The organism is Micromonospora sp. NPDC005163 (genome assembly GCF_053599835.1).
Genome location: NZ_JBSFYP010000015.1, coordinates 111934 through 124886, shown reverse-complemented (window position 1 = coordinate 124886; position 12953 = coordinate 111934). Strand labels below are relative to the sequence as shown.

Below are 12953 nucleotides of genomic sequence, written 5' to 3'. Positions count from 1 at the left end.
CCGCGCGCCCCCCCCCCGGCCGCCCGCCGGGCACCGCACCGCCGGGCCGGGTCGCCGCCCGTCGCCGGGCCCGCACGATGATCACGAACACGGCCACCGCGAGTACGGCCACCGCCGCCACCAGGTACGTCACCGACCCGTCCACCGACCACCTCCCCAGGTACGTCGGCGCAGACGGTAACAACCCCCGACACCGAAGCGACTCGCGTCGTGACGGAAAGCTCAGCTACTCACGGCGGCCGGGGCGTTGCCGCGCGTGGCCGTCTGCACTGTGGACAGAGCGGTGGATCACGCTGCGGCGAGTCGTTGGGTGGCGTATTCGCCGAGGGTGGAGCGCCCCATCACGCAGCCGACGAAGGTGGTGAACTCCGTCGGGTCGTCCCGCAGTGACGTCCAGGTCGCCCGGGCCGCCGTCGGGTCGATCCGCTCCAGCAGCGTGGCCGCGTACGCCCGGCCGGCGGGTGAGCCCTCGGCCAGCACCCGGTCGAGCTGCCGGCGTACCTCCTCGGGGTGGTCGTCGAGGGCGGCCTCGACCCGCTGGTACGCCTCGGTCACCGGCAGCAGCGTGCCGGCGAAGCCGACGCCACCGAAGGCAAGCGTGTCGGCCGCGACCAACTCGTCAACGGCCGAGCCCAGTTCCCGTTCCCACTTCTTCCCGATGCCGAACATGCCCCCATCCTTTCCCCGCCCACCCCCGCTCCACCCTGTTGATCAAGAGGTTTGCATCATGAGAGGACATCTCGATGACGCAAACCTCTTGATCACCGCGGGTTGGGCCGGGAGGCGGGGTGGGGTCAGGCCGGGGTTACCGTCAGGGTGTTGGTGGGGGTGGTCAGGTCGACCTTGACGGTGTCGCCGTCGCGGATCGTGCCCGAGAGCAGGGCCTTGGCCAGCTGGTCGCCGATCGCGGTCTGGACCAGGCGGCGTAGCGGGCGGGCGCCGTAGATCGGGTCGTAGCCGTGCTCGGCGAGCCACTGGCGCGCGGACTCGGTGATGTCCAGCGCCAATCGACGGTCCGCGAGACGCTTTCGCATCCGGTCCAGCTGGATGTCCACGATGGAGCGCAGATCGTCCCCCCGCAGCGAGGCGAAGACCACGATGTCGTCCAGCCGGTTGAGGAACTCCGGCTTGAAGTGCGACCGGACCACGGCGAGGACCCCCTCCCGGCGCTGCTCATCGGCCAGCGTCAGGTCGCTGATCACCGACGACCCGAGGTTGGAGGTGAGGATCAGGATCGCGTTACGGAAGTCGACCGTGCGGCCCTGACCGTCGGTGAGCCGACCGTCGTCGAGCACCTGGAGCAGCACGTCGAAGACGTCCGGATGGGCCTTCTCCACCTCGTCCAGCAGGATCACCGAGTACGGCCGACGGCGCACCGCCTCGGTGAGCTGGCCGCCCTCCTCGTAGCCGACGTAGCCGGGCGGGGCACCGACCAGGCGGGCCACCGAGTGCTTCTCGCCGTACTCGCTCATGTCGATGCGGACCATCGCCCGCTCGTCGTCGAAGAGGAACTCGGCGAGCGCCTTGGCCAGCTCGGTCTTGCCGACACCGGTCGGGCCGAGGAAGAGGAAGCTGCCGGTCGGGCGGTCCGGGTCGGCCACGCCGGCCCGCGCCCGGCGCACCGCGTCGGCGACCGCGCCCACCGCCTCGGCCTGGCCGACCACCCGGCCGCCCAGCGACTCCTCCATCCGGAGCAGCTTGGCCGTCTCGCCCTCCAGCAGCCGGCCAGCCGGGATGCCGGTCCAGGAGGCAACCACCGCGGCGATGTCGTCCGCGCCGACCTCCTCCTTCAGCATCGCGCCGTCGGCCTGGAGCTGGGCGAGCTCCTCCTCGGCCTGCTTCAGCTCGACCTTGAGCGCGGGGATCCGGCCGTAGCGCAGCTCGGCGGCGCGCTCCAGCTCCCCGTCGCGCTCGGCCCGCTCGGCCTCGCCGCCCAGGCGCTCCAGCTCCTCCTTGGCCGTGGAGAGCTTGGTGATGTGGCTCTTCTCCGTCTGCCAACGCTCGGAGAGCACGGTGAGCTGCTCGCGCTTGTCCGCCAGTTCCTTGCGCAGCCGCTCCAGCCGCTCGGCGGACGCGGCGTCGGGCTCCTTGGCCAGCGCCATCTCCTCGATCTCCAGCCGGCGAACCGCCCGCTCGATCTCGTCCACCTCGACCGGCCGGGAGTCGATCTCCATCCGGAGCCGGGACGCGGACTCGTCGACCAGGTCGATCGCCTTGTCCGGCAGGAACCGGTCGGTGATGTAGCGGTCGGACAGCGACGCGGCGGCGACCAGCGCGGCGTCGGTGATCCGCACGCCGTGGTGCACCTCGTAGCGCTCCTTGAGCCCGCGCAGAATGCCGATGGTGTCCTCGATGGTCGGCTCCCCGACCACCACCGGCTGGAAGCGGCGCTCCAGCGCCGGGTCCTTCTCGATGTGCTCCCGGTACTCGTCCAGCGTGGTGGCGCCGACCATCCGCAGCTCACCGCGGGCGAGCATCGGCTTGAGCATGTTGCCGGCGTCCATCGAGCCCTCACCCTTGCCGGCACCGACGACGGTGTGCAGCTCGTCGAGGAAGGTGATGACCTGCCCGTTGGAGTTCTTGATCTCCTCCAGCACGGACTTCAGCCGCTCCTCGAACTGGCCGCGGTACTGGGCGCCGGCGACCATCGCGCCGAGGTCCAGTGAGACCAGCTTCTTGTCGCGCAGCGACTCGGGCACGTCACCGGCCACGATCCGCTGGGCGAGCCCCTCGACGATGGCGGTCTTGCCGACGCCGGGCTCGCCGATCAGAACCGGGTTGTTCTTGGTACGTCGGGAGAGCACCTGGATCACGCGGCGGATCTCCGAGTCCCGGCCGATCACCGGGTCGATCTTCCCGTCGCGGGCGCTGGCGGTCAGGTCCACGCCGTACTTGGCCAGGGCCTGGTAGGTCTGCTCCGGGTCGGCGGTGGTGACCCGCCGGTCCCCACCCCGGACACTCGGGAAGGCGGCGACCAGGGTCTCCTCGGTGGCGCCGACCGACGTCAGCGCGCCGGACACCGCGCCGCCGACCCGGGCCAGGCCGGCGAGCAGGTGCTCGGTGGAGGTGTACTCGTCGCCCAGCGGCCGGGCGATCTGCTCGGCGGCGCCGATGGCGTTGACGAACTCCCGGGCCAGCGTGGGCTCGGCGATGCTGGAGCCCCGCGCGGCCGGCAGGGCGTCGACCGCGCGCTGGGCGGCCCGGCGCAGCTCGGCGGGGTCGGCCCCGACCGCGCGCAGCAGGCCGGCGGCGGTCGAGCCGTCGGTGTCCAGCAGTGACAGCAGCAGGTGCCAGGGCTCCACGGTGGCGTGGCCGCGCTGGTTCGCCAGGGCGACGGCACCGGTGATGGTCTCGCGGCTCTTGGTGGTGAGGCGTTCGGTGTTCATGGGCTCCCCCGGATCGGCGTTGTCCATTGGGTTGGACCCAACCAGAGTTGAGCGTATTCCGCTCAACCCTAACGCTGTGACGCCCATCACTCCCGGCGACGCCAGCGCCAGTCGAACTCCCCGGCCGCCGGTGGCGGGCCGGGCAGCGGGTCGGTGTCCGGCCCGGTCGACAGTCCGGCCAGCAGCACCGCGAGCTGACGGCGGCGCAGCTGCCCGGTCCGCTCCGGATCGGGTACGCGCACCGCGGCGCACGCCTCCAGCAGCAGCCCCAGGTCCTGCACGACCACGTCGGGGCGCAGCCGCCCGCTGGAGCGGGCCCGCTCGAACAGGGCGGTGGCCAGCTCGCTGGCGCGCATCGCGTCCCGGCCCATCTCCTCGGTCGGAGTGAAGGTGCCGGCCAGGTGAACGGTGAGCGAGTGCACGTCGGCGTCGACCACCCGGGCCAGGAACCCGGCGAACGCGGCCCAGTCGTCCGGCTCCGCCATGGCGGTCTCGGCTTCGGCGATGTAGTGGCGCAACCCGTCGTGGCAGAGCTGGCGCAGCAGGTCCTCCTTGCCCGCGTACCGCCGGTAGAGCGCGCTGATGCCGACGCCGGCACGTTCGGCGACGGCGGCGATCGGCGCCTTCGGATCGTCGAGGAAGACCGCGCGGGCGGCCTCGAGGATCACCTCGTTGTTGCGGGCGGCCTGGGCACGGCGGCCGGCCAGCGGCGCGTCCGTCTTTCCGCGGGGAGGTGGCATGCCACCAGAATAGCAGTGGAACGGACCGTTCCGGTCTGCTACTGTGGTAGCGGAACGAAACATTCCGTTCCGAAGGAGTACCGAGATGACCGGCACCGCGATCCGCCCGTTCCGCGTCGAGGTCCCGCAGACCGCCCTCGACGACCTGGCAGCCCGGCTCGGCCGCACGGTCTGGCCCGCCGACCTGCCCGGCGCCGGTGCCACCTACGGGATGAGCACCGACCGGGTCCGCGCCCTCGTCGACCGGTGGCGGGACGGGTTCGACTGGCGCGCAGTCGAGGCCCGACTGAACGGGTACCCGCAGTTCGTCACCGAGATCGACGGCGAGCAGATCCACTTCCTGCACGTCCGGTCGTCCCGGCCGGACGCCACCCCGCTGGTGCTCACCCACGGCTGGCCCGGCTCGGTGCTGGAGTACCTGGACGTGATCGCCCCGCTCACCGAGCCGACCGCACCGGACGCGCCGGCCTTCCACCTGGTCATCCCGTCGCTGCCCGGCTTCGGGTTCAGCGGCCCGACCCGCAGCGCCGGCTGGAACCGGTACCGCACCGCCCGCGCCTGGGCCGAGCTGATGAGCCGACTGGGGTACGACCGCTACGGCGCGGTCGGCAACGACGCCGGCTCAATGGTCGCGCCGGAGTTGGGCCGGATCGACGCGGCGCACGTGCTCGGCGTGCACGTCACCCAGCTCTTCTCGTTCCCCTCGGGCGACCCGGCCGAGTTCGCCGGGCTGTCCGAGGCGGACCAGGCGGCGCTCGAGCACCTCCAGTGGTTCTACGAGAACAAGTTCTCCTTCAACCAGGTGCACAGCCAGCAGCCGCAGACCCTGGCGTTCGGGCTGGCCGACTCGCCGGTCGGGCTGCTGGCCTGGAACGCCCAACTCTTCGACGAGAGCCTCGACGCCGACTTCATCCTGGCCAACGTGGCGCTCTACTGGTTCACCGGCACGGCCACCTCGGCGATCCGGTTCTACTGGGAGGACGCGCACGCCGGCGACGCGCCTACCGGGCCGACCACCGTGCCGACCGCGCTGGCCATGTTCCCCGGTGACTTCCAGTCGATCCGCCGCTTCGCCGAGCGGGACCACGCGAACATCGTCCGGTGGACGGCGTACGGAACGGACGTCGAGGGCCGCGGCGACGTCGGCGGCCACTACGCCGCCCACCAGGCCACCGACGTGCTGGTCGCGGATGTCCGCGAGTTCTTCGCCAGCCTTCGCTGACCGTGGCGCGCCCGGGTGCCCACCCCGCTCTGCCGGGGTGGGTACCGGCGCATCCCGAGTGGTAGGTCCACTCCGCTTCCCGGAAGTCGGGGCGTCCGGACTGCCGGGACACCGCGACATCGCCGAAACCGAGTCGATCAACGAGGGCCTCAGATCGAGCGGGAGCCATCGATCTTGGAAGGAGGTGGCCCCTGGAGGGGCCGAACTCGACCAAGATCTGGGCTTGGTTCACTAGGCGGTAGCCTTGGCGGGTGCGAGTACGAGTCGAGCAGACCGCCCTTCCCGGGATCGGGGTACGTCACGATCTGGTGACCGAGTCCGGACGCCGCCTGGGCGTGGTCTCCCACCGCAATGGCCGCCGGGATCTTGTCCTCTACGACCCCGACGATCCCGATTCCTGCCAGGCGGACATCCCGCTGACCGACGACGAGGCGGAGGCGCTGGCCGACATCCTCGGCGCGTCGCTGATGCTCGGCCAGCTCTCCGGGCTGCGCGAGCAGGCCGCCGGTCTGCTCACCGAGCAGATCGCCATCACGGCGGGGTCGCGGTACGTCAATCGGAAGCTCGGTGACACCAAGGCGCGTACCCGCACCAGCGCCTCCATCGTGGCGGTGTTGCGCGACGGCGAGGTGATCGTCTCGCCGCTTCCCACCTTCCGCTTCGCAGCCGGTGACGTGGTGGTCGTCGTGGGGACCCGCAAGGGTCTCGACGGTGTCTCCGCCATCCTCGCCGACAGTGACCCGGACGGCTGAGGCGGATGCACGACTCCACCACACTGCTCGTCGAGGTCGGCGCGCTGCTGTTGTTGCTCGGTGTCCTCGGTCGACTCAGCCGCCGCGTCGGTCTTTCGCCCATCCCCCTCTACCTGCTCGCCGGGCTGGCGTTCGGGCACGGTGGGCTGCTCCCGCTCGCGGCCAGCGAGGAGTTCTTCGCGGTCGGGGCCGAGATCGGCGTCATCCTGCTGCTGGTCATGCTCGGCCTGGAGTACTCGGCCAACGAACTGGTCGGCAACCTCCGGTCGGCGGCCCCGGCCGGGCTGATCGACGGCGTACTCAACGCACTGCCCGGCGCCGCGTTCGCCCTGCTGCTCGGCTGGGACTGGGTGGCCGCCCTGGTGCTCGGCGGCATCACCTGGGTCTCGTCCTCCGGAGTGATCGCCAAGGTCCTCGGCGACCTGGGCCGACTCGGTAACCGGGAGACCCCGGTGATCCTCTCGGTCCTGGTGATCGAGGACCTGGCGATGGCCCTGTACCTGCCGCTGGTCACCGCGGTGCTGGCCGGCACCGGCCTGCTCGGCGGCGGCATCGCGCTCACCGTGGCGGTGGGAACGGTGCTGCTCGTGCTGGTGCTCGCCATCCGGTACGGCCATCTGATCTCCTCCGCCCTGTCGGCGAAGGATCCGGAGGCGCTGCTGCTCGGCGTACTCGGGCTGACCCTGCTCATCGCCGGTCTCGCGGCGAAGCTCCAGGTGTCGGCGGCGGTCGGCGCGTTCCTCGTCGGCATCGCGCTCTCCGGGCCGGTGGCACACCACGCCACCGAGCTGCTCTCCCCGCTGCGGGACCTGTTCGCCGCGGTGTTCTTCGTCTTCTTCGGGCTGGTCACCGACCCACGGGACATCCCACCCGTGCTGCTGCCGGCGCTCGCGCTGGCCGTGGTCACCATGGCGACGAAGACGCTCACCGGTTACCTCGCGGCTCGCCGCGTCGGCATCGCCGAACCTGGTCGATGGCGGGCCGGCCTGGCACTCGTACCCCGCGGTGAGTTCTCCATCGTCATCGCCGGGCTCGCGGTGGCCGCCGGCAGCGTCGAGCCGCGGTTGGCGGCGCTGGCCACGGCGTACGTCCTGATTACCGTGGTGACCGGGCCGATGCTGGCCCGACTGCCCGACTTCCCGTGGTTCAAGCGGTGGCTGCGCACCCGTGCGGCGGCCGAGCGGCGGGAGCCGGTTCCGATCCACGACTGACGCGCCACCGCCGTTGACATGGTCCCGATCGACACGTCAACGGCGGTGGGCGGGCCCTCCGACCATCCGGTGGACCAGGCCAGGCCAACGGTTGCTGAATTGCTCCCTGCGGGGACTACCGCAGCACCCGACGGCGGGTTACCGTTTCGCCCCAGCAGCCAAGGTCCGCGGGTGGCCAGTGCCAACGCGGGCGAAAGTGGAAGGTTGGCCGGTGAGCGTGCAGGAGTCGACGTTCCACGGCTTCGCCAACCCCGTCGATCCGACTCCGGCGGAGTTGCGAGCTTGGGCGTACCAGCCCGATTCGGTGCCCTTGGCTTCGATGCCGCCGGATTGGGACCTACTGGTCTCCGGCGACCGGCTCATCCTGACGCTCTTCGAGTTGGCGATGGACCCGACCTGCCCGGCCCGCCGCTTCGCGCTGCACTGCCTCTACATCTACGCGGCCGACGGCATCCGGACGAACTTCCGCGCCCACCCCAAGCGCCGCTTCCGCAAGCTGGTCGAGCAGGCCGAGCGCGACGGCGACGAGCTGATGAAGATCTGGGCACACAACGGCCGCGTGCTGCTGGCCCGACCGGATCTCTTCGTCTACCGGGACTGGTGCGAAGGCGGCCTGGTCCGCGAGAACCGCCGCCTCGGCTGACGCCGCCCCACCGCGGGCGTCACTGCGTCCCGGCCCGCACTCAGGACGACGAACGGGCCGGGACCCCCCGTGGGTCCCGGCCCGCACGTCGGTTACCGGTCGGTCTGCTTTCGCTGGGTCTCGGCCCGGGCCTGGTCGACGCCGTGGTCGACCTGGTCGGCGAACCGCCCTTCGGTGATCCGGTCCCGAAAGCTTCCCTCGGTCACCTTGTCGAACTTCTCGCGGACGGTGTCGGCCAGGTCTTCGAGCCGGTCCTCCGTCTGCTGAGCCATTTGCTGGGCCATCTTCTTCGCCGGCTCCGCCATCGCTCCCCCTGCTATGCCGGTAGGTCCGAATTAAGCCGATAGAACCCGTATCGACAGGCTAGCCGGAACGGCCCGGCCCGCGCCGGGAAATCCGGTGCGGGCCGGGCCGAAGAAAGGAACCGGAAGAGCAGGTCAGCGATCGGGCGTACGGCGGGGTCGCCAGACCACCAGGGCGGTGGACGTGCGGTTGGTGGGCACCAGATCGCGGCCCGGGAAGCGGGCCAACGACTCCAGCTCGGCCACCCGGCGGTACGCGGCGTCCAGCTCCGCCTCCAGCCGGGCCACCCGCTGCTGCGCCTGCTCCAGCAGCCGCTCCAGCCCGATGATCCGCTTGACTCCGGCGAGGTTGATCCCGTCGTCCTGACTGAGCCGCTGCACCTCGCGCAGCAGCACCACGTCACGGACGCTGTAGCGACGCCCGCCGCCGGCCGCCCGGCCGGGCTGCACCAGGCCGAGACGGTCGTACTGGCGCAGGGTCTGCGGGTGCATCCCCGCCATTCGTGCCGCCACCGAGATCATCAGCACCTTGGCCTCGTAGGCAGGGTCACTCGAACCGAGGAATTCGCCCGACATCCCGCTCACCTCCGCGTCCATCCCACCGGACTAACTGACCCGACGCACCCGAGCGTCGAGATGTTCCCTGGCCGCCGGCGGACTCTGCTCGGCGAACGCCTCCAGTGCCGTCCGCGCCTCGTCCGACAATCGAGCCGGCACCACCACGTCCAGCGTGACCAGCAGGTCGCCGGCCTGCCCGTCGCGGCGGACCACACCCTTGCCCCGGGCCCGCAGCACGCGCCCGCTCGGCGTGCCGGGCGGGACCCGCAGGGTCACCGCGCCGTCGAGCGTCGGCACCCGCAGGTCCGTGCCGAAAACGGCCTCCGCGAAGGTGACCGGCACGGTCAACGTCAGGTCGTCACCGGTACGACCGAACAGCTCGTCCGGCCGGACCTTGACCTGCACGAACAGGTCACCGGCCGGGCCACCGCGCTCACCCGGCTCGCCCCGCCCGGCCAGCCGGATCCGCTGGCCGTCGGCCACCCCGGCCGGGAAGCGCACGTTCAGCGTGCGGGTCTTGGTGACCCCACCGCTGCCGTGGCACTCCGGGCACTTCTCCTCGACCACCGTGCCGACGCCCTGGCAGGTGCGGCACGGCTCGGAGAAGCTGAACGACCCCTGGTTGCGGGTGGTCACCCCGGCGCCGTGGCAGGCCGGGCAGGTCCGCGGCTGGGTGCCGGGCTTGGCGCCGTTGCCGTGGCACGTGTCGCAGACGCCCGGGGCGCGCAGCGTCAGCGGCAGGGTCACGCCCCGCACCGCGTCGCCGAAGTCCAGCGCCACCTCGGCTTCCACGTCCCGACCCCGGGCCGGACCGCGCGGCGCGGACTGCCCACCGGCCGAGCCGCCGGAGAAGATCGAGCTGAACAGGTCCTGGAAGCCGGCCCCGCCGAAGCGACGGTCGCCCCCCGCCCCGCCGCCGAACATGTCGGAGACGTCGAACGGCATGCCGCCCGGCTGGCCGGCGCCCCGTGCGTTACGCCGGAACGCGCCCGAGCCGAACAGCGAGCGCATCTCGTCGTACTCCCGGCGGCGGCTGCTGTCCGAGAGCACGTTGTACGCCTCGGAAACGGCCTTGAACCGCTCCTCGGCCTTCGGGTCGCCCGGGTTGTGGTCCGGGTGCGACTCCCGAGCCAACTTGCGGTACGCCTTCTTGATGTCATCCGCGGAGGCGGCCTTGTCCACGCCGAGCACGGCGTAGAAGTCCTTCTCGAGCCAGTCCTTCGAACTCACCGGTCCACCCCCTTCCGACCTTCGTGGCCCGGCCGTCCCGCCCACCGCATCGCGGCGGGCGGGACAAACCGGTCACCGTCTCGCACTATTCCGGATCCGCGACCGCTACCAGCGCGGGGCGCAGCAGCCGCTCACCGAGCTGGTAGCCGCGCCGCATGACCTGCACGCAGGTCGGCTCGCCGACCTCGGCCGAGGTCTGGTGCGCGACCGCCTCGTGCCGGGTCGGATCGAACGGGTCGCCCTGCTCGCCGAAGGCGGTCAGGCCGAACTTGCCCAGCGCGGTGGTGAGCTGTTCCGCCACCGATCCGAACGGCCCGACCAGGTCGCCGTGTTCCCGGGCCCGGTCCAGGTCGTCCAGGATCGGCAGCAGTGCGGCCAGCACCGAGCCGGTCGCCTGCTCCTGCACCAGGCTGCGGTCCCGGTCCACCCGCTTGCGGTAGTTGGCGTACTCCGCCGACACCCGCTGCAGGTCCCGCGTCCGCTCGTCCAGCTCGGCCCGGAGCGCCTCCAGCTCGGCACCCAGCGGCGAGCCGGTGCCGGTGCCGGCACCGTCGACCGGCTGCGCCGGGGCGTCCACCACCGGCGGACTGGACGGCGCCGACCCGTCGACCAGGGTGGCCTCGATCTCGATCTCGTCGACCACGACCTCGGCGTCCTCGACCAGGCCCTCGGCCGGAACGTCGCTGCCCGCGTCGGCGGCGGCCCCCTCGGGCTCCGTGGTGTCGCTGAGCTTGCGGTTGTTGCGGATGACGACCCGCTCCCCGTCGCCGGTGGCCGGCTCGGTGGGCGCGGAGCCACCCGGCGCCGACCCGGTGTCGCCCGGGTCGGCGGCTCGTGGCTTCTGCGTCATGCGGCTACCTCATCCCCTTCGCAGTGGATACGTGTCGGAGGCCGACGGTCACTTCTTGCCGTCCTCGTCCACGATCTCCGCGTCGACCACGTCGTCGGCGCCACCGGCAGCGCCGGCCTGCGGGCCGGTCGCCCCGGTCGCACCCGGGCCGGCCTCGCCACCCGGCTGCTGGTCCTGCTCGGCCTGCTGCGAGTAGAGCAGCGAACCGGCCTGCTGGGAGACCTGCGCGAGCCGCTCGTGCGCCGACTTGATCTTTTCGATGTCCTGACCGCCGAGGGCGCCACGCAGCTCGCCGAGCGCCTCGTTGAGCTGCTCCCGGGTCTCGCTGGGCAGCTTGTCGCCGCTCTCGGCGAGGAACTTCTCGGTCTGCCACTGGAGCGCCTCGGCCACGTTGCGGGTCTCGGCGTCGTCGCGGCGGCGCTTGTCCTCCTCCGCGTGCTCCTCGGCGTCCCGGCGCATCCGCTCGATGTCGTCCTTCGGCAGCGAGGAGCCGCCGGTGATCGTCATCTTCTGTTCCTTGCCGGTGCCCAGGTCCTTGGCGTGCACGTTGACGATGCCGTTGGCGTCGATGTCGAACGCGACCTCGATCTGCGGCACGCCGCGCGGCGCCGGCGGGAGGCCGGTCAGCTCGAAGGTGCCGAGCTTCTTGTTGTAGGACGCGATCTCCCGCTCGCCCTGGAACACCTGGATCAGCACCGACGGCTGGTTGTCGTCCGCCGTGGTGAAGACCTCGGAGCGCTTGGTCGGGATGGTGGTGTTGCGCTCGATCAGCTTGGTGAAGATGCCGCCCTTGGTCTCGATGCCCAGGCTCAGCGGGGTCACGTCGAGCAGCAGGACGTCCTTGACCTCGCCCTTGAGCACGCCGGCCTGGAGCGCGGCGCCGACGGCGACGACCTCGTCCGGGTTGACGCCCTTGTTGGGGTCACGGCCGGTGAGCTGCTTGACCAGGTCGGTCACGGCCGGCATCCGGGTCGAGCCGCCGACCAGGATCACGTGCTCGACGTCGGAGATCTTGATCCCGGCGTCCTTCACGGCCTGCTCGAACGGGCCCTTGCACCGGTCCAGCAGGTCCTGCGTCATCCGCTGGAACTCGGCGCGGCTGAGCGTCACGTCGAGGTGCAGCGGGCCGGCGGCGCCGGCCGTGATGTACGGCAGGTTGATGTTGGTGGTGGTGGCGGCCGACAGCTCGATCTTGGCCTTCTCGGCGGCCTCACGGAGCCGCTGCAGGGCCATCTTGTCCTGGCTTAGGTCGATGCCGTGCTCACCGCGGAAGGTCTTGACCAGGTGGTCGATGATCCGCTGGTCCCAGTCGTCGCCACCGAGCTGGTTGTCACCGCTGGTCGACTTGACCTCGACGACGCCCTCGGCCAGCTCCAGCAGCGACACGTCGAAGGTGCCGCCGCCGAGGTCGAAGACCAGGACGGTCTGCTCCTTGGAGCCCTTGTCCAGCCCGTACGCCAGGGCGGCCGCGGTCGGCTCGTTGACGATCCGCAGCACATTGAAGCCGGCGATCTCTCCGGCCTCCTTGGTCGACTGGCGCTGGCCGTCGTTGAAGTAGGCCGGAACGGTGATCACCGCGTCGGTGATCTGCTCACCCAGGTACGCCTCGGCGTCCCGCTTGAGCTTCATCAGCGTCCGGGCCGAGATCTCCTGCGGGGTGTACTTCTTGCCGTCGATGTCGACGGACCAGTTGGTGCCGATCTCCCGCTTGACCGAGCGGATCGTCCGGTCCGGGTTGGTCACCGCCTGGCGCTTGGCGACCTCACCGACGAGCACCTCGCCGTTACGGGCGAACGCGACGATCGACGGAGTCGTCCGCGAGCCCTCAGCGTTGGCGATGACGGTGGGCTCACCGCCCTCGAGAACGCTGACGCAGGAGTTCGTCGTGCCGAGGTCGATACCGACCGCACGTGCCATCTTCGCTTCCTCGCTTCGTAAGGTTGTGCAGGTGACGGGCACCGCCCGCGGACTGCCTGGCGGGCACCGCCCGCAGCGGGCCCACCACAAGTTGAGTGAACTTGACTCAATAGTGCCACGCCCCGGCCAATCGTCAAGTTGA

At 71.2% G+C, this 12953-nt stretch carries 12 protein-coding genes; 4 read left to right on the top strand and 8 right to left on the bottom strand.

The annotated features are described in order from the left end of the window. Positions 1-288 precede the first annotated feature (288 nt). The 3 genes from ACWD6N_RS13495 to ACWD6N_RS13485 form a co-directional block, all read right to left on the bottom strand. Complete coding sequence (locus tag ACWD6N_RS13495) at positions 289-669, bottom strand: hypothetical protein (protein ID WP_354966465.1); 381 nt, start codon at positions 667-669, stop codon at positions 289-291. 125 nt (positions 670-794) lie between these two features. Further along, a complete protein-coding gene (clpB, locus tag ACWD6N_RS13490) occupies positions 795-3386 on the bottom strand; it encodes an ATP-dependent chaperone ClpB (protein WP_354966464.1) in 2592 nt (863 codons plus the stop codon). An 86-nt stretch (positions 3387-3472) separates the two neighbouring features. After that, the gene (locus ACWD6N_RS13485) at positions 3473-4126 is read right to left on the bottom strand and encodes a TetR/AcrR family transcriptional regulator (RefSeq protein ID WP_354966463.1); all 654 of its coding nucleotides are present in this window, start codon (positions 4124-4126) and stop codon (positions 3473-3475) included. A gap of 85 nt (positions 4127-4211) precedes the next feature. On the opposite strand from ACWD6N_RS13485, the gene ACWD6N_RS13480 reads away from it, so the two are divergent. The 4 genes from ACWD6N_RS13480 (at position 4212) to ACWD6N_RS13465 (ending at position 7954) form a co-directional block, all read left to right on the top strand. Beyond that, entirely contained in the window at positions 4212-5348 is a 1137-nt protein-coding gene (locus tag ACWD6N_RS13480; RefSeq protein ID WP_354966462.1) for an epoxide hydrolase family protein, read from the top strand. A gap of 251 nt (positions 5349-5599) precedes the next feature. Further along, complete coding sequence (locus ACWD6N_RS13475; protein ID WP_354966461.1) at positions 5600-6100, top strand: cation:proton antiporter regulatory subunit; 501 nt, start codon at positions 5600-5602, stop codon at positions 6098-6100. A gap of 5 nt (positions 6101-6105) precedes the next feature. Next, positions 6106-7311 (top strand): cation:proton antiporter, encoded by a 1206-nt coding sequence (locus tag ACWD6N_RS13470; protein WP_354966460.1) that lies wholly within the window; start codon positions 6106-6108, stop codon positions 7309-7311. Between the two features lie 211 nt (positions 7312-7522). Continuing rightward, positions 7523-7954 carry a hypothetical protein gene (locus ACWD6N_RS13465; RefSeq protein ID WP_354966459.1) on the top strand — a complete coding sequence of 144 codons (432 nt, stop codon included), beginning with the start codon at positions 7523-7525 and terminating at the stop codon, positions 7952-7954. Positions 7955-8046: 92 nt separating this feature from the next. On the opposite strand, the gene ACWD6N_RS13460 is transcribed toward ACWD6N_RS13465, so the two are convergent. The 5 genes from ACWD6N_RS13460 to dnaK form a co-directional block, all read right to left on the bottom strand. Further along, positions 8047-8259 carry a hypothetical protein gene (locus ACWD6N_RS13460; RefSeq protein ID WP_354966458.1) on the bottom strand — a complete coding sequence of 71 codons (213 nt, stop codon included), beginning with the start codon at positions 8257-8259 and terminating at the stop codon, positions 8047-8049. A gap of 132 nt (positions 8260-8391) precedes the next feature. After that, positions 8392-8832, bottom strand: coding sequence for a heat shock protein transcriptional repressor HspR (locus ACWD6N_RS13455; protein ID WP_203173989.1), 441 nt, complete (start codon positions 8830-8832; stop codon positions 8392-8394). A 30-nt stretch (positions 8833-8862) separates the two neighbouring features. Continuing rightward, the gene (gene dnaJ, locus ACWD6N_RS13450; protein WP_354966457.1) at positions 8863-10044 is read right to left on the bottom strand and encodes a molecular chaperone DnaJ; all 1182 of its coding nucleotides are present in this window, start codon (positions 10042-10044) and stop codon (positions 8863-8865) included. Between the two features lie 85 nt (positions 10045-10129). After that, entirely contained in the window at positions 10130-10894 is a 765-nt protein-coding gene (gene grpE / locus ACWD6N_RS13445; RefSeq protein ID WP_354966456.1) for a nucleotide exchange factor GrpE, read from the bottom strand. Between the two features lie 48 nt (positions 10895-10942). Next, positions 10943-12811 carry a molecular chaperone DnaK gene (gene dnaK, locus ACWD6N_RS13440; RefSeq protein ID WP_354966455.1) on the bottom strand — a complete coding sequence of 623 codons (1869 nt, stop codon included), beginning with the start codon at positions 12809-12811 and terminating at the stop codon, positions 10943-10945. Positions 12812-12953: the final 142 nt, after the last annotated feature.